The organism is Pseudomonas oryzihabitans, assembly GCF_024652905.1.
Classification (GTDB): Bacteria; Pseudomonadota; Gammaproteobacteria; order Pseudomonadales; family Pseudomonadaceae; genus Chryseomonas; species Chryseomonas benzopyrenica.
Genome location: NZ_CP102428.1, coordinates 1,380,028 through 1,399,651 on the forward strand (window position 1 = coordinate 1,380,028; position 19,624 = coordinate 1,399,651).

General features: G+C 64.1%; 18 protein-coding genes and 1 pseudogene. 14 read left to right on the forward strand and 5 right to left on the reverse strand.

Translation table 11 applies throughout. The features are described 5' to 3' along the window. Positions 1-345: 345 nt before the first annotated feature. Entirely contained in the window at positions 346-1,374 is a 1,029-nt protein-coding gene (locus NRG74_RS06400) for a methionine synthase (RefSeq protein ID WP_257706044.1), read from the reverse strand. A gap of 23 nt (positions 1,375-1,397) precedes the next feature. Next, a complete protein-coding gene (locus NRG74_RS06405) occupies positions 1,398-2,381 on the reverse strand; it encodes a DUF1852 domain-containing protein (RefSeq protein ID WP_257706045.1) in 984 nt (327 codons plus the stop codon). A 595-nt stretch (positions 2,382-2,976) separates the two neighbouring features. On the opposite strand from NRG74_RS06405, the gene NRG74_RS06410 reads away from it, so the two are divergent. The 14 genes and pseudogenes from NRG74_RS06410 (at position 2,977) to NRG74_RS06470 (ending at position 15,934) form a co-directional block, all read left to right on the forward strand. Next, the gene (locus tag NRG74_RS06410) at positions 2,977-3,717 is read left to right on the forward strand and encodes a response regulator (RefSeq protein ID WP_257706046.1); all 741 of its coding nucleotides are present in this window, start codon (positions 2,977-2,979) and stop codon (positions 3,715-3,717) included. 2 nt (positions 3,718-3,719) lie between these two features. Beyond that, on the forward strand, positions 3,720-4,778 hold the full coding sequence (locus NRG74_RS06415; RefSeq protein WP_257706047.1) for an ATP-binding protein: 1,059 nt from the start codon (positions 3,720-3,722) through the stop codon (positions 4,776-4,778). Between the two features lie 101 nt (positions 4,779-4,879). Next, a complete protein-coding gene (locus NRG74_RS06420) occupies positions 4,880-5,479 on the forward strand; it encodes an EF-hand domain-containing protein (protein ID WP_257706048.1) in 600 nt (199 codons plus the stop codon). A 311-nt stretch (positions 5,480-5,790) separates the two neighbouring features. Next, positions 5,791-7,332 carry an ABC transporter substrate-binding protein gene (locus NRG74_RS06425; protein ID WP_257706049.1) on the forward strand — a complete coding sequence of 514 codons (1,542 nt, stop codon included), beginning with the start codon at positions 5,791-5,793 and terminating at the stop codon, positions 7,330-7,332. After that, positions 7,329-8,264 (forward strand): ABC transporter permease, encoded by a 936-nt coding sequence (locus NRG74_RS06430; protein ID WP_257706050.1) that lies wholly within the window; start codon positions 7,329-7,331, stop codon positions 8,262-8,264. Before NRG74_RS06425 ends, NRG74_RS06430 begins: the two co-directional genes overlap by 4 nt. Beyond that, complete coding sequence (locus NRG74_RS06435; RefSeq protein WP_257706051.1) at positions 8,261-9,082, forward strand: ABC transporter permease; 822 nt, start codon at positions 8,261-8,263, stop codon at positions 9,080-9,082. Before NRG74_RS06430 ends, NRG74_RS06435 begins: the two co-directional genes overlap by 4 nt. Then, on the forward strand, positions 9,079-10,545 hold the full coding sequence (locus NRG74_RS06440) for an ABC transporter ATP-binding protein (RefSeq protein ID WP_257706052.1): 1,467 nt from the start codon (positions 9,079-9,081) through the stop codon (positions 10,543-10,545). The genes NRG74_RS06435 and NRG74_RS06440 overlap by 4 nt, the downstream gene beginning before the upstream one ends. A gap of 171 nt (positions 10,546-10,716) precedes the next feature. After that, the gene (locus tag NRG74_RS06445) at positions 10,717-12,021 is read left to right on the forward strand and encodes an OprD family porin (RefSeq protein WP_437181181.1); all 1,305 of its coding nucleotides are present in this window, start codon (positions 10,717-10,719) and stop codon (positions 12,019-12,021) included. A 135-nt stretch (positions 12,022-12,156) separates the two neighbouring features. After that, a pseudogene (locus tag NRG74_RS24565) lies at positions 12,157-12,879 on the forward strand (MCP four helix bundle domain-containing protein); the annotation flags it as partial. A 198-nt stretch (positions 12,880-13,077) separates the two neighbouring features. Beyond that, a complete protein-coding gene (locus tag NRG74_RS24570) occupies positions 13,078-13,782 on the forward strand; it encodes a methyl-accepting chemotaxis protein (RefSeq protein ID WP_437181182.1) in 705 nt (234 codons plus the stop codon). 244 nt (positions 13,783-14,026) lie between these two features. Next, positions 14,027-14,239, forward strand: a complete 213-nt coding sequence (locus NRG74_RS06455; RefSeq protein ID WP_160922462.1) for a hypothetical protein — start codon at positions 14,027-14,029, stop codon at positions 14,237-14,239. 107 nt (positions 14,240-14,346) lie between these two features. Continuing rightward, positions 14,347-14,730 (forward strand): response regulator, encoded by a 384-nt coding sequence (locus NRG74_RS06460; protein ID WP_017640236.1) that lies wholly within the window; start codon positions 14,347-14,349, stop codon positions 14,728-14,730. Positions 14,731-14,825: 95 nt separating this feature from the next. Next, positions 14,826-15,071, forward strand: a complete 246-nt coding sequence (locus tag NRG74_RS06465; RefSeq protein WP_257706055.1) for a hypothetical protein — start codon at positions 14,826-14,828, stop codon at positions 15,069-15,071. Continuing rightward, complete coding sequence (locus NRG74_RS06470) at positions 15,071-15,934, forward strand: formate/nitrite transporter family protein (protein WP_257706056.1); 864 nt, start codon at positions 15,071-15,073, stop codon at positions 15,932-15,934. The genes NRG74_RS06465 and NRG74_RS06470 overlap by 1 nt, the downstream gene beginning before the upstream one ends. 56 nt (positions 15,935-15,990) lie before the next feature. Here the strand turns inward: NRG74_RS06470 and fabI are convergent, their stop codons facing one another. The 3 genes from fabI to gloB all read right to left on the reverse strand — a co-directional run bounded on the left by fabI (position 15,991) and on the right by gloB (position 19,544). Then, positions 15,991-16,791 carry an enoyl-ACP reductase FabI gene (fabI, locus tag NRG74_RS06475; RefSeq protein ID WP_017640233.1) on the reverse strand — a complete coding sequence of 267 codons (801 nt, stop codon included), beginning with the start codon at positions 16,789-16,791 and terminating at the stop codon, positions 15,991-15,993. A 193-nt stretch (positions 16,792-16,984) separates the two neighbouring features. Further along, positions 16,985-18,619: a lytic transglycosylase domain-containing protein gene (locus tag NRG74_RS06480; protein ID WP_026083748.1), complete on the reverse strand. Its 1,635-nt coding sequence runs from the start codon at positions 18,617-18,619 to the stop codon at positions 16,985-16,987. Between the two features lie 145 nt (positions 18,620-18,764). Beyond that, positions 18,765-19,544, reverse strand: coding sequence for a hydroxyacylglutathione hydrolase (gene gloB, locus NRG74_RS06485; RefSeq protein ID WP_017640231.1), 780 nt, complete (start codon positions 19,542-19,544; stop codon positions 18,765-18,767). Positions 19,545-19,624 lie beyond the last annotated feature (80 nt).

Below are 19,624 nucleotides of genomic sequence, written 5' to 3' on the forward strand. Positions count from 1 at the left end.
CAGGTAACAAGTTGGAATGGAGATGATAACGTCAGGCCACCGATAGTACGGGGCACCGGCTATACAGCACATTCCACATAGTGAGGGATAACGATCGAGTCTATCAGGAAAGCTAGGCATCCGAACGGAAGCTGACCGCCAGATCAACGAGCCACCGCCAGCATGCTGTGCTTTGTGGCGTTGGACTTTCTGTATCGCCTGCTTAAGAATACCGCTGAAGAGCAGTGCCGAGATTAGAGCTGAAGAAAACGCAAAAACACCTGATAGAAGCACCAGGCGTTTTTATCGGCTCGGATTGCTATGGCGCCGCCCTGATTCGTTCAGGCTGGCGAACCCGGCCTGACCCTAGCCTTGCAGTTCCCGCCGAACGATGTCTGCGCCCGCGCTCAAGGCGTTCAGCTTTCCCCTTGCCACTCTTCGCGACAGCGGCGCCATGCCACAATTGGTGCACGGATAGAGTTTGTCTGCAGCAACGAATTGCAGCGCTTTCCGCAAGGTCTGCGCGACTTCATCGGGCGTTTCGATGGCGTTGCTCGCCACATCAATGGCGCCCACCATCACTTTCTTGCCGCGGATGAGTTCGATCAGCTCCAGGGGAACGCGCGAGTTATGGCATTCAAGGGAGACGATGTCGATCTTGGATTTCTGCAGCTTGGGAAAGGCTTCTTCGTATTGCCGCCACTCCGAGCCCAGGGTCTTCTTCCAGTCGGTATTGGCCTTGATACCGTAGCCGTAGCAGATGTGCACCGCCGTCTCGCACCTGAGCCCTTCGATCGCGCGCTCCAAGGCGGCGACTCCCCAGTCGTTGACTTCATCGAAGAAGACATTGAACGCGGGTTCATCGAACTGGATGATGTCGACGCCCGCCGCTTCCAGCTCCCTGGCCTCCTGGTTCAGGATGCCGGCGAATTCCCAGGCCAGTTTTTCCCGACTCTTGTAGTGATTGTCGTAGAGGGTATCGATCATGGTCATCGGGCCTGGTAGCGCCCACTTGATCGGCTGTGTCGTTTGCTGGCGGAGGTATTTGGCGTCTTCGATGAATACCGGCTTCCGGCGTTCGACGGCTCCCGCTACCGTAGGTACGCTGGCGTCATAGCGATTACGGATTCTGACGACTTCGCGCTTGGCGAAATCGACACCGCTCAGATTTTCAATAAAGGTGGTGACGAAGTGCTGGCGGGTTTGCTCGCCATCGCTGACGATGTCGATGCCAGCCTGCTGCTGTTCAAACAAAGACAGGCGTAGCGCGTCCTGTTTGCCTTCGAGTAATTCCTCGCCTTCCAACTTCCAGGGTGACCAGAGCGTTTCCGGTTGGGCGAGCCAAGAGGGCTTGGGCAGGCTTCCTGCGGTGGAAGTGGGTAACAGCTTCTTCATTGGTATTGGCCTTGTGCAAACATTTAAAAGGAAGAGGTGGCAGACCACTGCTCAAGCAGGGATCGATAGGGTCTGATGAAATGCTCTTCAGTGAATTTTCCCTGCTCTATCGCCAGTTGGCTGCGCTCTTCCCGGTCGTATAGGATTCGGGTCAGAGAGTAATCCTGATGCCTCAGGTTAGGGCGATACAGGTGGCCCGCGACCGAGTTCGCGTTGTAGATCTCAGGCCGATAGATCTTTTGAAAGGTATCCATAGTGCTAATTACGCTAATGAGTTCCAGGTGCGTATAGTCGTTCAGCAGGTCACCTGAAAAATAAAAGGCCAGAGGTGCAACGCTATTGGGGGGCATGAAGTAGCGCACCTTCAGTCCCATTTTTGCAAAATACTCATCGGTCAATGAGTATTCGTCTTGCCGATACTCGAGGCCGAGCACTGGGTGTTGATTTTCCGTGCGCTGATACAACCGGCTGGTGGAGACGCTGAGGCAGACGATTGGCGGTTTGCTGAAGTTGGCCTTGTAGGCGCTTGAGCCTACGAAGTCTTTGAATAATTTTCCATGTAGTTCGCCAAAATTTTCTGGGGTACTGAAGCCTTCTCTGTCCCTGTTGTGCTCGGAGAGCAGGATGCTGAAATCGTAATCACGCACATAGGACGAGAAGTTGTTTCCGGCTACGCCCTCTATGCGCTCTTCGGCGTGCCTGTCCAGGATGTTGGTCTTCAGGATTTCGATCAAGGGGATAGTGGCTTCGCCACCTGTGCGGTCGAGCCTCACTGCGACGGAGATGATGTCGAGCTCGATGCTGTATCTGTCCCCTTGCGGATTGTCCCAGTCAGCCAGGGAGTTGAAGCGATTATTCATCATCTTCAAGGTGTTTCTCAGGTTCTCCTGGCGATTGTCACCTCTCGCCAGGTTGGCGAAATTAGTGGTGATGCGGGTATTTTCCGAGGGGCGGTAGCGCTCGTCGAACGGTGTCTTTTTAATTAAATAATCGAAATTATGGCTCATCGCCAAATCGCTCCTTCTCAAACTTCAGGCAAAGAGCATCCGGTTGCCGGCATTGTCGTCATGATTCATTGCCGGAACTGGACTGACTAATATGAGCACTCAGTCTATTTCAGCGGTGACGCTATAGATAATGAATTGATTTCAAAAAAACTTTAGCGGGACTCATGATTAGGCCAGGGCCGGATCGCCTGTGAAGCGCTTCGGCAGACACCCTCACTAGGCCGACGTTTTCTCGGCCTGCTGCTGCCACTCCCGCTCCACCATCCGCTTCGCCTTGGCTCTATTCCGGTGTCATAGCCGCCGCGGCTCGCTCTGGTCGCCTGCGTTATGCGGTGACCGAGCCCTGGGCCAATTCAGGCGGCTACCAGGATCCGCTGCGCCTGGTTAAAGCCGAAGGGGAGGCCTTGGCGTAGGGAAAGGACCCGCCGCAGATGCGTTCCAACGCTGGGCGCCTTTGGTCATAGGCGCTCCGGCAAACCTCAGGTATCCATCCCTTGACCACCTTTACACAAGCCTACATGCCAATCCGTAGCTGCCCCGCCGGGCGAACGGCTAGCATGCGCACCCAGATCGTCCGACTGTTCAGGTAGCCCCGATGTCGCTGTCATCCGAATCCCCGCGCTGGACCTCGCGCATCCTGCTGGTGGATGACGATCCGTCGATCCGCGAGTTGATTTGCGGTTACCTGGCGCGCTTCAGCATCAGTGCCTGGGGCGTGGGTGACGGCCTAGAAATGCGTCGGGCACTGGCGGAGGAGGCCTTCGACCTGGTGGTGCTGGATCTGATGCTGCCGGGGGAGGATGGGCTTTCCCTCTGTCGTTCGCTGCGGCGTGACAGTGGCATTCCCATCCTGATGTTGACCGCCCAGTGCGAACCGGCGGATCGCATCATCGGCCTGGAGCTGGGCGCCGACGACTACATGGCCAAACCCTTCGAACCGCGGGAGCTGGTGGCACGGATCCAGTCGGTGCTGCGGCGGACCCAGGAGGGGCGGGTGACCCAACGCAAGGCGCCGCGGACCAGTGTCAGCTTCGATGGCTGGAAACTGGATGGTGTCCTGCACCAGTTGCATTCGCCCGCCGGGGTGATGGTGCCCCTGTCCAATGCCGAGGTGCGGCTGCTTTGGGTCTTCATCGAGCAGCCGCGCCAGGTGCTGAGCCGTGAGCAGTTGCTCGATGCCACCCGGGGACGGGCGATCGAGGCCTTCGATCGCAGCATCGATCTGCAGGTGTCGCGGCTGCGAAGCAAGCTGGGCGACGATCCCCGGGCGCCGCAGTTGATCAAGACCGTGCGCGGCGAGGGCTATCTGTTCGATGCCAGGCAGATAGGGCACTAGCCGTGCGCCGCCTGGATACCTTGTTCGCCCGGCTGTTCGGGGTCTTTCTGCTGGCCATCCTGCTGGGCCATCTGCTGGCCTTCTTCTGGTTTCGCCATGGGCTCGGCGAGCGCCCGCCGCCACCTCCACCGCCCATGGAAGGCGAGGCCGCCTTCGATCGGCCACCGCCGCCTGGGCCTTTCCCCCATCGGGAGCCCGGCGTCTGGCAGCGCATCGAGTGGTTCCTCGGCGGCCCCTTGATCTTCCAGCTGGGCTCGCTGGTGATCGCGGCCTGGCTCGGGGCGCGGCTGCTGACCCGGCCGCTGCGCCAGTTGACCGAGACCGCCGAGCACCTGAGCCATAACCTCGACGGTTCGCCCATTCCCGTCAGCGGCCCCTGGGAGACTCGCGAGGCCGCACGGGCGCTCAATCGCATGCACCAGCATCTGCTCGAACAACTCCAGCAGCGCGGGCGCATGCTCACGGCCATCTCCCATGATCTGCGCACGCCCCTGGCGCGGGTGAAGCTGCGCATCGAGGACATCGACGATCCGCGCCTGCATGCCCGGGTCAGCCAGGACGTGGACGACATGATCGAGTTGCTCGACGGCACCCTGAGGTATCTGCGCGAACAGCACCGCCAGGAGCGTCCCATCCTCTGCGACGTCCAGGCGTTGGTCGAGGCCATGGCCGAAGACGCGGCCGAGGAGGGCGCCCAGGTCGCGGTCCAGGGAGGTTGCCAGCCGCTGAAGGTGGCGCCCATGGCGTTGCGCTCCTGCCTCGGCAATCTGCTGCAGAACGCCCTGCGCTACGCCGGCCAGGCGGAGATCCAGTTGAGCGAACAGCCGGAGCGGCTGATCATCTCCATCCTCGATCGCGGCCCTGGGATACCGGCCCAGTATCGTGAGGCGGTGTTCGAACCCTTCTATCGCCTGGAGGGCTCGCGCAACAGATCCTCCGGGGGGACCGGGCTGGGGCTGGCCATTGCCCGGGAAGCGGCGGCGCACATGGGGGGCGAGCTGACGCTTGGCGAAACCCCCGGTGGCGGACTGACCTGCCAGGTGGTGCTGCCGCGCCCCTGATGTATCGCCGGGCATACAAAGTAGCCAAATGGCCGACATCCAGGCGGCGGATACTGGTAGGTGCGGAACACCGATTTCCGCATTTCCCAGGAGAGATATCCATGATCAGCGGAATAGGCAGTGGCTACTCCAGCTACTACAGCAGTGCCAGCGCGATCAAAGGCACAGCCACGACAGCGTCCGGCAACAGCGTCAGCGGGGGTGAAGACGGCAACCCATTGAAGAAGCTGTTCAGCAAGCTCGACAGCGATGGCGACGGCGCCATCAGCAAGAGCGAACTCACCACCGCCGCCAGTGCGGCGAGCGATACCCAGACGGCTACCGACGAAAGCGGCGATATCGACGTCGACAAGTTGCTCGGCATGCTGGACCAGGATGGCGATGGCAGCGTCGGCGAGAGCGAATTTGCCTCGGCCTTCGCACCGCCGCCGGGTGCACCTGGCGCTCCCCAGGGGCAGAGGGGCACGGAGGAATCCAGCGATTCCAGCGTCGCGGGGCTGGGCGGTTCAGCGCGCCCGCCCATGCCTCCACCGCCGCCCCAGGGTACGAGCGGGCAAGGGGACACCGAGGCCGAGGCTAGCACTGGGACGGCGTCGAGCCCCTATGCGCAACGGGTTCAGGCGGTATTGCGCCAGTACCAGAGCATTGGCAGCAACGGCACCAGTAGCGCCACGGGCAGTACCTTGAACGTCGCTGCCTGAACGTAGGTCGATAGCGCAGGGCAGGGCGGCCAGGGGCCGTCCAGTCTGCACCCACTCAGGCTTCACGCGACTCCTTTCTCCGCGCCGCTCCCCGTGAGGGGTGAACCCCTTACCCCTCGACACCAGGTCCCTGGGTGCCGTCAGCTGGCTGCATCCCGGGCTAATTTCTTAGCTGTTTCAAGATGTTGCCATCACGGCTTGGCTTTGGATTCTTACGGAAACGTTATGATATAACGTGCGCCTTCATTGGCTTGGCCGATACCTAGGTGTCAGCAGCGGGTATCGGCGTTTTCGCTTTGCTAAGGACTGTCATGCTTTCATCCCGCACCCTCCGCACGGCCCTGACCGCTTCGGCCTTGGCCACCCTGGTCGCGTTCGTGCCGACCCTTTCCAGCGCTCAGGAACGCGTCTTCGATGTGGTTGGCCCCTTCGAGATCGGTGGTCTGGACCCGTCGATTTCCGGCTTCGTCTTCCAGCGCATGCAGATCGCCGAGACCCTGCTCGAAGCCGATGGCCAGGGCAAGCCGATCGCTGGACTGGCAGAGCGCTGGACGGAATCGGCAGATGGCCTGACCTGGCGGCTCGCCATTCGCCAGGGGGTGAAATTCCATGACGGCAGCGACCTCACGGCGGAAGCCGCGGCCGCTGCGCTCAATGCGGCACGCGGCAAGCCCGGAGTACTCAAGCAGGCAGGCATGGAATCGGTCACTGCCGAGGGTAACGAGGTGGTGATCCGCCTGGCGAAACCCTTCAAGCCCTTGCTGGCCCTGTTGGCGCATTCCTCCACCAATATCCTGGCGCCCGCCGCCTATGATGCCGATGGCAAGGTGCAGAAGATCATCGGCACGGGACCGTACCAGCTGACCCTGCTGGAGCCGCCCCAGCGTCTGGCCGCCGAGCGCTTCGCCGGCTACTGGGGCACCCAGCCGGAGATCGCCAAGACCACCTACCTGGCCGCCGGCCGCGGCGAGACCCGCACCCTGATGGCTGAAAGCGGCGATGCCGAACTGGTGTTCCAGCTCGATCCGCCCAGCATCGCGCGACTCAAGCGCTCCAGCAATCTCAAGGTACTGATCGAGCCGGTTCCGCGGGTGGTGTTGCTGACCCCCAACTCCGGCGCTGGCGCCACCGCGCCGGTCGAGGTGCGGCAGGCGCTCAGTCTGGCGATCCAGCGTGAGGGCGTCGCCGGCGCCGTGTTGCGCGCCCCGGGTACCGGCGCAACGCAGCTGTTCGCCAAGAACGTGCCCGCCTGGCATGACCCCGAGCTGGCGCCACTCGCCTATGATCCGGCGGCGTCGCGCAAGCTGCTGGCCGGCCAGGGCTGGACCGCGGGAGCCGATGGCATCCTGCAGAAGGACGGCAAGCCGCTCAGGCTGAAGCTGCTGACCTATTCGGATCGTCCCGAGTTGCCGCTGATCGCTACCGCCCTGCAGGCGCAGTTGCGCGAAGTGGGCGTGGACGTGGAAGTCGCAGTGCAGAACTCCAGCGCTATCCCCGCCGCCCACAACGACGGCTCGCTGCAGCTGGCGCTCTACGGTCGCAACTTCGCACTGGTGCCCGATCCCCTGGTCACCCTGCTCAATGACTTCAGCCACGGTGGCGCCGAATGGGGCCCGCTGGGGTGGCAGAATCCGGCCTTCGATCAGGCCTTGGCCGCGCTGCTGGCCAGCGATGATCCGGCCGAGCAACAGCGTCAGCGCTACGCCGCCATGGCCCAGGTGCAAAAGGACCTGCCGGTGATCCCGGTGGCCTGGTATCGCCAGACCATGGCCGTGTCCAATGCCGTCCAAGGCGCCGCCATCGATCCCTTCGAGCGCACCTTTGGCCTGAGCAAGATGCGGTGGAGCCAATGACCCGCCTGCTCGCCTTTCGCCTGCTGCAGGCGGGCCTGGTCGCCCTGCTGGTCGGGGGGCTCACCTTCCTGTTCATGAACCTGCTGCCGGGCGACGCCGCCTACCGCATCGCCGCCGGACGTTACGGTTACGACCTGGTGGATACCGCGGCGGCCGAGGCCGTGCGGGCCGAGCTCAATCTGGATCAGCCGCTGCTGTGGCGCTTCTTCGCCTGGATCGGCGATCTGCTGACCCTGGATCTCGGCTATTCGCTGGTCTCCGGCAAGCCGGTGATGGATGTCGTCGCCCACGAACTGGGCAGCTCCATCCGCCTGGCCATTGGCGCCGTCTGCCTGTCGCTGCTGCTGGGGCCGCCGCTGGGCGTGGTGGCCGGTCTGCGTCCGGGCAGCCTGCTGGACCGCGGCCTGCTGCTGTTGACCACCGCGATCCGCGCGCTGCCGCAATTCGTCCTGGGCGTTATCTTCGTGCTGTTGTTCGCCATCTCCTGGCAGCTGTTCCCGGCGGCCGGGCACGGCACCTTCTGGCACAGCGTGCTACCCACGCTGACCTTGGCCCTGGGGCTGGCCGCCGTGTCGTCCCGGGTCGCTCGGGATGCCACCGTGGAGGTCGCGGCCTCCGCCTATTACAGCTTCGGCCGCCTCAAGGGCCTGAGAGGCGCCGGGGTCTTCCTGCGCCACGGCCTGCGCAATATCGGCGTGCCGGTGGTGACCTACCTGGGCGTGCAGCTGGTGTATCTCATCGAAGGCGTGGTGGTGGTGGAGACGCTGTTCGCCTGGCCGGGCATCGGTCACGGCCTGGTCCACGCCATCGTTCAGCGCGACGTGCCCATGGTGCAGGGCACCGCCCTGGCGATGGGACTGCTGTTCGTCATCCTCAATACCCTGGTCGATCTCGCCAATCATCTGATCGACCCGCGCGGGAGAAACGCATGAATCTCGACGCTACCGCTGCCCTGGCGGCGCCTCCAGTGAAGTCTTCCGCGCGCGTACTGGGCCTGGCTCTGCTGGCCGCCTTGATCGCCTTCGCCACGCTCACTCCGCTGCTCTGGCAGGGCGACATCGCCCGCCAGGACTATATGGCGATCCTCGCGGCACCCAGCAGCGCCTATCCCCTGGGCACCGATCACCTGGGTCGTGACATGCTGGCGCGGCTGTCGGTAGCCATCCGCTTCTCGCTGGGGCTGGCCTTCATCAGCGTCTGCACCGCCGCCATCCCGGGCGTGCTGATGGGTATCCTGGCCGCCTGGAAGGGCGGGCTGGTCGACAAGCTGCTGGGCGGACTGACCGAATTGTTCCTGGCCCTGCCAGGCCTGCTGCTGGTCCTGCTGATCGTCGCGGTGTTTCCCGGTTCCTTCGTCGCCCTCTATAGCGCCGTGGCCCTGGTGCTGTGGGTGGAGTACTTCCGCATGACCCGCGCGCTGTCGCGCACCGTACTGGCTTCGCCGGCGGTAGCCGCCAGCCAGCTGCTGGGCTTCGGGCCGGTCTACATCGTGCGCCGTCATCTCTGGCCGCAACTGGCACCGGTTCTCCTGACCATCGCTGCCTTTGGCGCCGCCTCGACCATCATGGCTATCGCCGCCCTGGGCTTCGTCAGCATCGGCGTACGGCCGCCCACCGCCGAGCTGGGGCTGATGATCACCGAATTGCTGCCTTATTACGCCGAAGCGCCACTGGTCATCGCCCTGCCGATCCTCGCGATCTTTTTGACCGTGCTGTCGCTGCTGCTCATCACCGGAGGACGCAAGCCATGACCGCCTTGCTCACTACCACGGCGCTGGAGATCCGTACCGCCGAGGCTCAGTTGGTGGAACCGCTGTCCATCCGCCTGGCGCCGGGTCAGGTGTTGTCCATCATCGGCGAGACAGGTTCGGGCAAGAGTCTGTTCGCCCAGGGAGTGGTCGGTAACCTGCCGGCAGGACTGCAGGCCCACGGGCAGATCGGCCTGGCGGACGGCTTCAGCGAAGAGGGCCGCCAGGCCGGTCGCCGCGAGCATTGGGGCAGGGGGCTGGCGGTGCTGCCCCAGGAACCCTGGCTGAGCCTGGACCCGACCATGAAGGCCCTGTCCCAGGTCACCGAGACCTATACCCAGGTGGTTGGCCTCGGCCGTGCCGAAGCCCGCGCCAAGGCCAGCGCGGATCTGGCGCGCCTGGGTCTGGCCGGCGCCGAGCGCAAGTATCCCTTCCAGCTTTCCGGGGGCATGGCCCAGCGCCTGGCCTTTGCCGCCACCCATGCCGGTGGCTCGCCGGTACTCATCGCCGACGAGCCCACCAAGGGCCTGGATCGCGATCGCATCGACGAGGTGATCGACCTGCTCAAGGCCATGCTGGCCGAGGGCGGGAGCCTGCTCATCATCACCCACGACCTGAAAGTCGCGCGCCGGCTGGGTGGCGAGGTGATGATCATGCTCAAGGGGCGGGTGATCGAATCGGGCACGGCTGAGCAGGTACTGGGCCAGCCGCAGCATGCCTATACCCGCCAGTTGCTGGCTGCCGATCCCGCGCAATGGTCGAAACGTGCCGCGCGACCGCTCGCCGATGACGCCGTGGTCGCGGTGGAAGGCCTGTCCGCCCAGCGCGGCGGCAAGCAGCTGTTCGAGGAGCTGTCCTTTACCGTCCGGCCCGGCGAGATCCTCGGCGTGACCGGGCCGTCTGGCTGCGGCAAGTCGACCCTGGGCGACATCCTGCTCGGCTTGGCCGCGCCCAGTAGCGGGGCGATCCGGCGCCAGCCTGGTCTGAGTCGCTGCGCTTTCCAGAAGCTGCACCAGGACCCGGTGGCCGCTTTCGCACCCTCGGTGACCCTGCGCCAATTGCTGGCGGATCTGGTGCGGTTGCATCGCCTGGAGGCGGCGCGGATTGGCCGGCTGATGCAGCGCCTGCGGCTCGATGAGCGGCTGCTGGATCGCTTGCCCGGCAACATCTCCGGCGGCGAATTGCAGCGTTTTTCCCTGCTGCGCGTGCTCTTGCTCGATCCAGCGCTGATCTTTGCCGACGAACCCAGCTCGCGGCTGGATCTCATCACCCAGCAGGAGATGATCGAGCTGCTGGTCGAGACGGCTGAGGAATCCGGGACCGCCATCCTCCTGGTCAGCCATGACGAGGACCTGGTGGAGGCCGTCGCCGATCGGCGCATCCATCTGGGCACCCACACCAGCCCCCTGCAGGACCAAGCGCCGGCACGGGAGCAGGGCAGCCGCCTGGCTGAATCTCTGACCTGAGATCAGGGCCCGCACGGGGGGCGGGCCTGCCAACAGACGTCGCCAAGGCCGTGGTGGGATGCCACTGCCTTCGTGCGCGCGTCTTTCCAACAACTAGATCACCCACACTCCGCAGAGGACTTCATGGAACGCTTGCGCTATCAGAAAGGATTACCCCGAGCCAGTCGCTGGTTGCACGGCAGGCACCTGGCCGCGCCGCTGGCACTGGGCGTATTGGGCGGCTGTCTGGGGCTGCTGACGGGCGAGGAGGCCAGGGCCGACGGTTTCGTGGACGACAGCAAGCTCACCCTGACCCTGCGCAACTATTATTTCGGCAGCGATCGCCGTAACGGTCGTGCCGATCAGAAGGATTGGACCCAGGGCTTTCTGCTCGACTACCAGTCCGGCTTCACCCAGGGCACGGTCGGGTTGGGCGTCGACGCGTTCGGCTACCTGGGCCTGAAGCTCGATGGCGGTCCCGGGCGCCGAGGAACCGGCAATCTACCCGTCCATGCCGGCAACCAACCGGCGGACGAGTATTCCCGCGCCGGCGCGGCGGCCAAGCTGCGTCTGGGACAGACGGTGGTGCGCTACGGTCAGCAACTGCCCACGGCACCGGTCTTCGCCATCAGCACCAGCCGCCTGCTGCCCCAGAGTGCCACCGGCTGGAGCATCCTTAGCACGGACATCTCCGGCCTGACGCTGGAAGCCGGACATTTCACCTCGGGTACCGATCAGGTCAGCACCAACCGGGACGGCGACCTCTGGGCCGGTTATGCCCGGCGCCGCGCGGATCACGTCGACTTCGCCGGGGGCAAGTACGCCCTGGCCAAGGGTGTCAGCCTGTCGCTCTACGCGGCCCAGCTCGACGACATCTGGAATCAGTACTACGGCAACTTCAACCTGGTGCAGCCATTGTCGGCGAGCCAGTCGCTGACCTTCGATGCCAACCTGTACCGGACCCTCGATACCGGTGCCGCCAACGCCGGTCCCATCGACAACACGGCCTACAGCTTCGCCGCAGCCTACAGCCTCGGTCCGCAGACCTTTACCCTGGGCTGGCAGCGGATCGATGGGGATACGCCCTTCGACTACATCGGCATGGGCGACAACGGGCGCACCGGCGGCGGGCTGTTCCTCGGCAATGCCTCGATGTTCTCCGACTTCAACGCACCCGGCGAGCGCTCCTGGCAAGCGCGCTACGACCTCAACTTCAAGACCCTGGGCGTGCCCGGTCTCAGCCTCATGACCCGCTACATCAAGGGCAGTGACATCGATGGCAGCAACCTGCCCGTCACCAGCGCCTATCGCGAGCTGTACGGCGCCGACGACCGGGAGCGGGAGCTGAATCTGGAAGGGCGCTATGTCGTGCAATCCGGCTCGGCCAAGGGTCTGTCCATCCGGGTGCGCCAGGCCTGGCATCGCGGCTCGCTGTCCACCGGCGGTTCGGTCGATCAGCTGCGGGTGATCGTCGACTATCCGCTGCGCCTGCTCTAGCGCCGGCAATCGTTACCGCGAAGGGCAGCGAACCGACCGCTGGCAGCCGGTTCGCTGCCGCCCGTCGCGCCCGGTTTAAGAGGACTCTGTTGCGCCGATAGCTCTAATAGTCACTTTATTAGGGATGCCCAACTCATGAGTCTGCGCAGTCTGAACGTCGCCCCCCGCGCCGTCCTGTTCTTTTCCGTGATCGTCCTGATTGTCTTCGGGCTCGGCGCCGTCGCCGTGGTACAGATGGGCAAGCTCTACGAGGCGGAACAGGACGTGGAGACCAGTTGGCTACCAGGTAACCAGTTGGCAGCGAAGATGGGCGGCGGGCTGCTGCGTTTGCGTCTGGAAAGTCTGAGGGGCACCACCACGCCGGATCCGCAGCTGCGCGCCCAGACCGTCGCGGCCTTTCCCGGCTATCGCGATGCCTTCTTCGCGGCGGTGAAAGAGTACGAGGCGACCCTGGCCAGCGACGAAGACCGCCAGTTGTACGCGGCCGTGGTCAAGGGGGCGGAAGGCTACCGGACCTTGCTGGAAGCCTTCGAGCAGAAACTGAGCACAGGTGACAACGAAGGTGCCATCGTCCTGATCAATACGTCGATACGCCCGCTCACCAATGCGCTGGAAAAGCACATCGCCGAGCTGAGTGCCTTCAACGAGCGCGGCGCCAAGGCCGCCGGAATCGCGGCAAAGGCCACCTTCACCACGGGCCTGTACTGGGTTTATGGCCTCATCGCCCTGACCGTTCTGGCCACCGTAGTGCTGGCCGCCCTGCTGATCCGCAGCATCACGCGACCGGTTGGCGAAGCCCTGCGCATCGCCCAACGGATCGCCCGCAAGGATCTGACCGAGCGGATCACCGTGGTCGGTCGTGACGAGGCGGCCGGCATGCTGCAGGCCCTGGCCCAGATGCAGGGCAATCTGCGCGACACCGTTTCCCATATCGCCGACAGCTCGACCCAGTTGGCCTCCGCGGCAGAGGAGATGACCGCCGTGATCGACGAAGCCAGCCGGGGTTATGTACGGCAGAACGACGAGGTCAACCAGGCGGCCAGCGCCGTAACCGAGATGAGTTCGGCGGTGGAGGAGGTCGCGCGGAATGCCGCCGATGCGGCCAGCACCTCGCTGCACACCCAGACCCTGACCAGCGAAGGCCTGGACAAGGTCACCCGCACGGTCCAGTCGATCGAGGCGCTGGCCCAGAACGTGGCCAGTACCAGTGAGCAGATCCAGGCGCTGTCGTCCCGCGCCCAGGACATCAATGCCGTGGTCGAAGTCATTCGCGCCATCGCCGAACAGACCAACCTGCTGGCACTGAATGCCGCCATCGAGGCGGCCCGGGCGGGCGAGCAGGGACGCGGCTTCGCCGTGGTCGCCGACGAGGTCCGGGCGCTGGCCCATCGTACCCAGCAGTCGACCCGCGAGATCGAACAGATGATCGGCGCCATCCAGAGCGATTCGTCGTTGGCCGTCAAGGCCATGGCCGAGAGTCAGCAACTGGCCGGGGAATCCACGTCGGTCGCCCAACTGGCCAATGTATCCCTGGAGCAGATCGCCGAGTCCATCTCCCAGATCAACGACCGCAATGCGGTCATCGCCACTGCCGCCGAAGAGCAGGCGCAGGTGGCCCGGGAAATTGATCGCAACATCACCAGCATCCGGGATCTGGCGACCCAAAGCGCGACCGGTGCCACCCAGACCGCCAGCGCCAGCGCCGAGGTATCCAAGCTCGCTACCGGCCTGAATCGCGTGGTTCGCGAATTCGCCGTCTAGGCAGGGTGCGGAGGCGGGAAGGGCTTGCAGCGTCCAGCTGCAGGTTCTTCGCTGTAATAGCTCGACTAATGAGGGCCGCAGCCTGTTCGCCGGTACCGGTGCACGAACTCCGGCAGCGTGGCTTGCCGCTGGAATGCCTGAGGCACAATCTTTAGTATTCGGTTACATCGCCTCTGTTATCAGGTAGAGAACGAATCGGCGCTTGGCCTGCCTAAACAGTGTCCAAACAACCCGGAGTCCTACCATGAACGCGAAGAAAATCTCTGCTTTGATGTTTGCTGGTCTGATCGCTGCCAGTGGCGCTGCATTCGCCACCGAAGGTGCAGGCAATCCGCCGAAAGCCAACAGTGCCGGCATGGGCACCCCGGCTGGCCAGAAGACCGGTGAAGGCGCAGGTGCTGCGACCGGTGCCGGCAAGACCACGCTCAATGAGCAAGGTCAGAAGAAGCAGCAGTAAGGGTCTAGGGCCGCTGGTGCGTCTGGCGGCCCCTAACCTCTGTCTAGAATGGAACTTTATAGGCCTCCTCTGTCCAACGGGGCCGAGCGCGTGGGTACAGGGGTTAGATGGTGAGTGCGGAACAGAGCAAGGTTGTCCTGGTCGTCGAGGATGAGCCGCAGATTTTGATGATTCTGGCGGATTATCTTGCCGAGCTGGGTTACACCGTCCTACAGGCTCCCTCGTCGCTCGAAGCCTTTCGTATCCTGGCCGGTCGGCCGCGTCTCGATCTGCTGATCACCGACTTTCGCCTGCCCGATGACGTCTCCGGCGTGATGATCGCCGAGCCCGCCCTCAAGTTGCGTCCCGACCTCAAGGTCCTGTTCATCAGTGGTTATCCCGCCGAAATCATCGATACCGGTTCGCCGTTGCTGGGCAAGGTCCCCTTGCTGACCAAGCCCTTCTCCCTCGAGCGTCTCCACCTGCAGGTGCAGAAGCTGCTCGGCGCCTGATCCGCTACTTTCCCATAGATCGTTTTTCCGCCAGGACAGTCTATTGATCAGGTGCGACCAGTTCGGTCGCCTCAGGTTGGGAGACAACGGCGTCCATGGCCATCAAGCATTTCACTCATCACGAAGCGATCTCGTCCGCCGTTCCGGCTGAACAGGGTTTTGAAGCGGTCATCGCCGTCAAGGCACGGCGCGAAGATGCCCATCCGACCTTTCACAAGGTCGCGACGGAGCGTCATTTCGATCTCGCCTCCGAAGCGGAGGCCGCCGCCGATGCCGCGCTCAATCGCGTGACGGAGATCGGCGACGACGATGAACTCCTCTGGGACGAGCAGGCCGTCTGATGAAGAGAGACCAGGAGCGGGACGAAGAACCGCGACAGAGCCAGGAGTCCACGCCGGATGACCCGGAGCTGAGTCGCGAAGAAGAAGAGGACGTCGACGAAAACCAGTTGCCACGCGCCGTGGTGCTCCACGAGATCATCCGCACCCAGGGTGATCACGAATTGGAACGGACCATCGCGGCGTTGTTCTGGTCGGCGCTGGCCGCCGGCCTGACCATGGGGCTCTCGCTGATGGCGATGGGGCTGCTCAACGCCAATCTGCCCGAGGGCGGCTACAGCAAGGTCATCGCCAGCTTTGGCTATTCGGCCGGCTTCCTGGCGGTAATCCTGGCTCGTCAGCAACTGTTCACCGAAAACACCCTGACGGCGGTGCTGCCGGTGATGAGCGAACCCACCCTGCATAACTTCTGTCGCCTGGGCCGGCTGTGGGGGGTTGTACTGGTGGGTAATCTCCTCGGGACCATCCTGGTCGCCTATGTGATCCTCCATCTGCCGCTGTTCGATGCCAAGGCCGACGCGAAATTCTTGGAGATAGGAACCAAGGTGATGGAAAACGATGCCTCGGCGATGTTCGCCAAGGGCATCATATCCGGCTGGATGATCGCCACCATGGTCTGGATGCTGCCGGCTGCGGAGCACGCCAGAATCTGGATCATCGTGCTCATCACCTACCTGATGGCTCTGGGCGACTTTACCCACATCGTGGTGGGTAGCCTGGAGGTGGCCTATCTGGTGTTCGCCGGGGAGGCGAGTTGGGGCGACTTCTGGCTGACCTTTGCTGGGCCCACCCTGGCGGGCAACATCGTCGGGGGCAGTCTGATCTTTGCGCTGATCAGCCATGCCCAGGTGCGCAGCGACACCTGAAAGCGAAAGGGCCGGCAAATTGCCGGCCCTTCGCGGTGATCAGGTAGCTGCTTCGATCACTCGTCGTCGTTGAGCTGACCCATGGCGGTGGTGTTGAAGCCACCGTCGACATAGAGGATCTCGCCGCTGATGCCCGACGCCAGGTCGGAGCAGAGGAAGGCGCCGGCGTTGCCGACTTCGTCGATGGTCACGTTGCGGCGCAGGGGCGTCTGACGCTCGTTGGCGGCCAGCATCTTGCGGAAGCTCTTGATGCCCGAGGCGGCCAGGGTGCGGATCGGACCGGCGGACACGGCGTTGACGCGGGTGCCTTCCGGGCCGAGGCTGCCGGCCAGGTAGCGGACACCGGCCTCCAGACTGGCCTTAGCCATGCCCATGACGTTGTAGTTGGGCATGGTGCGCTCGGCGCCCAGATAGGACAGGGTGAGCAGGCTGCCGTTGCGGCCACGCATCATCTCGCGACCGGCCTTGGCCAGGGCGACGAAGCTGTAGGCGCTGATGTCATGGGCGATCTTGAAGCCGTCACGGGTGGTCACCGCGGTGAAGTCGCCGTCCAGCTGGTCACCGGGGGCGAAGCCGACCGAGTGAACGATGCAGTCCAGACCGTCCCACTTCTTCGCCAGCTCGGTGAACACGGCTTCGATCTGGGCGTCATCGGCGACATCGCAGGGGAAGCACAGCTCGGGATTGGAACCCCAGCCCGCGGCGAATTCTTCGACGCGACCCTTGAGCTTCTCGTTCTGGTAGGTGAAGGCCAGCTCGGCGCCTTCGCGGTGCATGGCGGCGGCGATGCCGGAGGCGATGGACAGCTTGCTGGCGACGCCGACGATGAGAACGCGCTTACCGGCGAGAAATCCCATGGTTTTTTCCTCTTCTGTGTTGAATCCCGGGCAGCCGCCAAGGGCTGAGGTCCGGGTTGGGCATGGCTCTGCGCAGGTCAGAGCGAGATCTGGCCTGGCTCCGCTAGGGGTCAGGCACGGGTGGGGCGGTAAGGTAGCAGGTCGATACCCGGGACAAAAGCGCTGGTTGACCGCTGCGGTGAGCGGTCGCGCCTCAGTTGAGGAACAGCGTCAGGGTCTGGCCGGGGGTCAGGGCGGAGGCCACGCGTGGATTCCAGTCCTGCAGCGCCTGCACGCCGATGTTGTAGCGCTTGGCGATCTGGTAGAGCGAATCGCCCGCCTTGACCCGGTAGTAGGTGGGCGCGGCCTTGGCGTTCTTGGTCGTCTTGACAGCTGCCTGGGTGGCCTTGACGGTATAGGAGGCCGGCATCGCCACGGCCGTGGCGGTGCCGCTGCCGGTACCGTGCAGCTTCAGGGTCTCACCGACCTTGAGGCCGCGCTTGCCGAGATCGTTCCAGCGCTTGAGATCGCCCAGCTCCACCTCGTTGGCCCGGGCGATGGACCAGAGGCTGTCGCCGGTGCGCACCTTGTAGGTCCGTACCACGGGCTCTTCGGCCACGGCGATGGTTTCCAGGGGCGTGGTGGTCTTGCCGGTCTCGCGCCGTGGGATCAGCAATTCCCGGCCAGCGGCCAGGCGGCTGCTGCCACTGAGCTTGTTGAGGGCGACGAGTTGCTCGACGCTCACGCGGTTGCGCTTGGCGACGCTGCGCAGGGTATCGCCGCGGCGAACCCGGTATTCCTGCCACTGCACCACGGCCTCGGGGGCGATGTCGGGCAGGGTCGCGACCAGGCGCTGGGCCTTTTCCGCCGGCACCAGCAGGTGCTTGGGGCCGTCCATGGTCACGCGCTGCGTGTAGGCGGGATTCAGACGATAGAGTTCGTTGGCGTCCAGGTCCGCCAGTTCCGCGACCCGGGCCAGGTCCAGGTGCTGCTTGATGTCCACCACTTCGAAGTAGGGCTCGTTCGGGATGGACTCCAGGGCCAGGCCGTAGGCGTCCGGATTGCGCACGATCTGGGAAACGGCGAGCAGCTTGGGTACGTAGTCCTGGGTCTCCGGCGGCAGGGAGGACAGGTTCCAGTAGTCGGTCGGCAGACCCAGTGACTGGTTGCGTTCGATGGCACGACCGACCGTGCCTTCGCCGGCATTGTAGGCGGCCAGGGCCAGCAGCCAGTCGCCACCGAACATGTCATGCAGCTTGCTCAGGTAGTCCAGCGCGGCATTGGTCGAGGCGGTGATGTCGCGGCGACCGTCATAGAAGCGGGTCTGGCGCAGATTGAAATACTTGCCGGTGGTGGGAATGAACTGCCACAGACCGGAGGCCGCACTGCGCGAGAGGGCATTGGGATTGAAGGAGCTTTCCACCACCGGTAGCAGGGCCAGTTCCAGCGGCATGTTGCGCTCTTCGAGGCGCTCGACGATGTAGTGCAGGTAGGGCGCGCCGCGGCTGCAGGATTGGGCGAGGGCGGCTTCATGGCTCGCATACCAGAGGCGCTGGCGATCGATGCGCGGATTGGTACCGTTGTCGCCTGCGCCCTGGAGCTGATAGCCGTCGCGCACCCGGTCCCAGATGTCGCCGCTGGTAGCCGCCGCGGTCGGCGCCTTGCGCAGCCATTCCGGGGGACGCTGCATCTTGCTTTGCGTCATGTGCAGATCGGCCTGATAGGCGCGATTCTCCGGCTGCGAGTTGCTTTGACAGCCGGCGAGAACGACCGCGAGGCAAAGCGCCGAGACTTTGAAGGAGGTGGCCAGCACGTCTAGTTCGCGGGTTTTCGGCGTCGCTGGCGGCATTGGTCTGGGCTTTCCGGGAGCTGGAGGATGGGCGATTCTAGGAACCGCATCCCGGGGGGTCAAGGAACAACCCCTTGGCCTGTGACCTGTACGACGACCGAAAACCGCGCGTTCCGGCGTGGTGACGGGACCTGGGCAATAGGTGTCAGAACGTGTCCTTCCAGCCTCTCAGGGCGGCGAAATAGGTATCCTCCGACGCCTCCGCAGCCACTCCGCGCTCCTCCTGCAGGCGTTGGCGCACGCCGTTTTCGGCCGTGCGCAGAAAGGGATTGATGCGGCGCTCGCGCCCCAGGGTGGAGGGCAGGGTAGGCCGCTGGGCCTCCCGCAACCGCTGGGTCTCGGCCAGGGCCTGTTGGACCGTGGCATTCTCCGGTTCCACGGCCTGGGCGAAGCGCAGGTTGCTCAGGGTGTATTCGTGGCCGCAATAGATTTCGGTGGCGTCCGGCAGGCTGGCCAGGCGCTGCAGGGAGGCCAGCATCTGGCTGGGCGTGCCTTCGAAGAGCCGCCCACAGCCCGCCGAGAATAGGGTATCGCCGCTGAACAGCAGGGGCCGTTCGCCAGCCACATAAAAGGCGATGTGGCCGGCGGTATGGCCGGGCACGCGCAGCACCTCGAACGCGATCCCCAGGACTTCCAGCCGCTGGCCGTCGGCCAGGGGCAGGTCGACCGCGGCGATGCGCTCGTCGGCCGGCGCGCTCACCCGGGCGCCGCTACGCTGCTTGAGCGCGGCGATGCCGCCGGTATGGTCGTTATGATGATGGGTGATCAGGATATCGGTCAGGCGCCAGTCGGGATTCGCGTCGAGCCAGGCGAGTACGGGCGCGGCATCGCCGGGATCGACCACGACCGCCTGTCTTGTCGCCGCGTCCTTGATCAGCCAGATGTAGTTATCGTTGAAGGCGGGCAGCGGAAGTATGTCGAACATGGATGAGCTCTCGGGTCGGACTGCAGGCCGCTAGGGTAGCAGTGGGTGGTAGGGCATAGGCTTCAGTATGAGAGGACCAG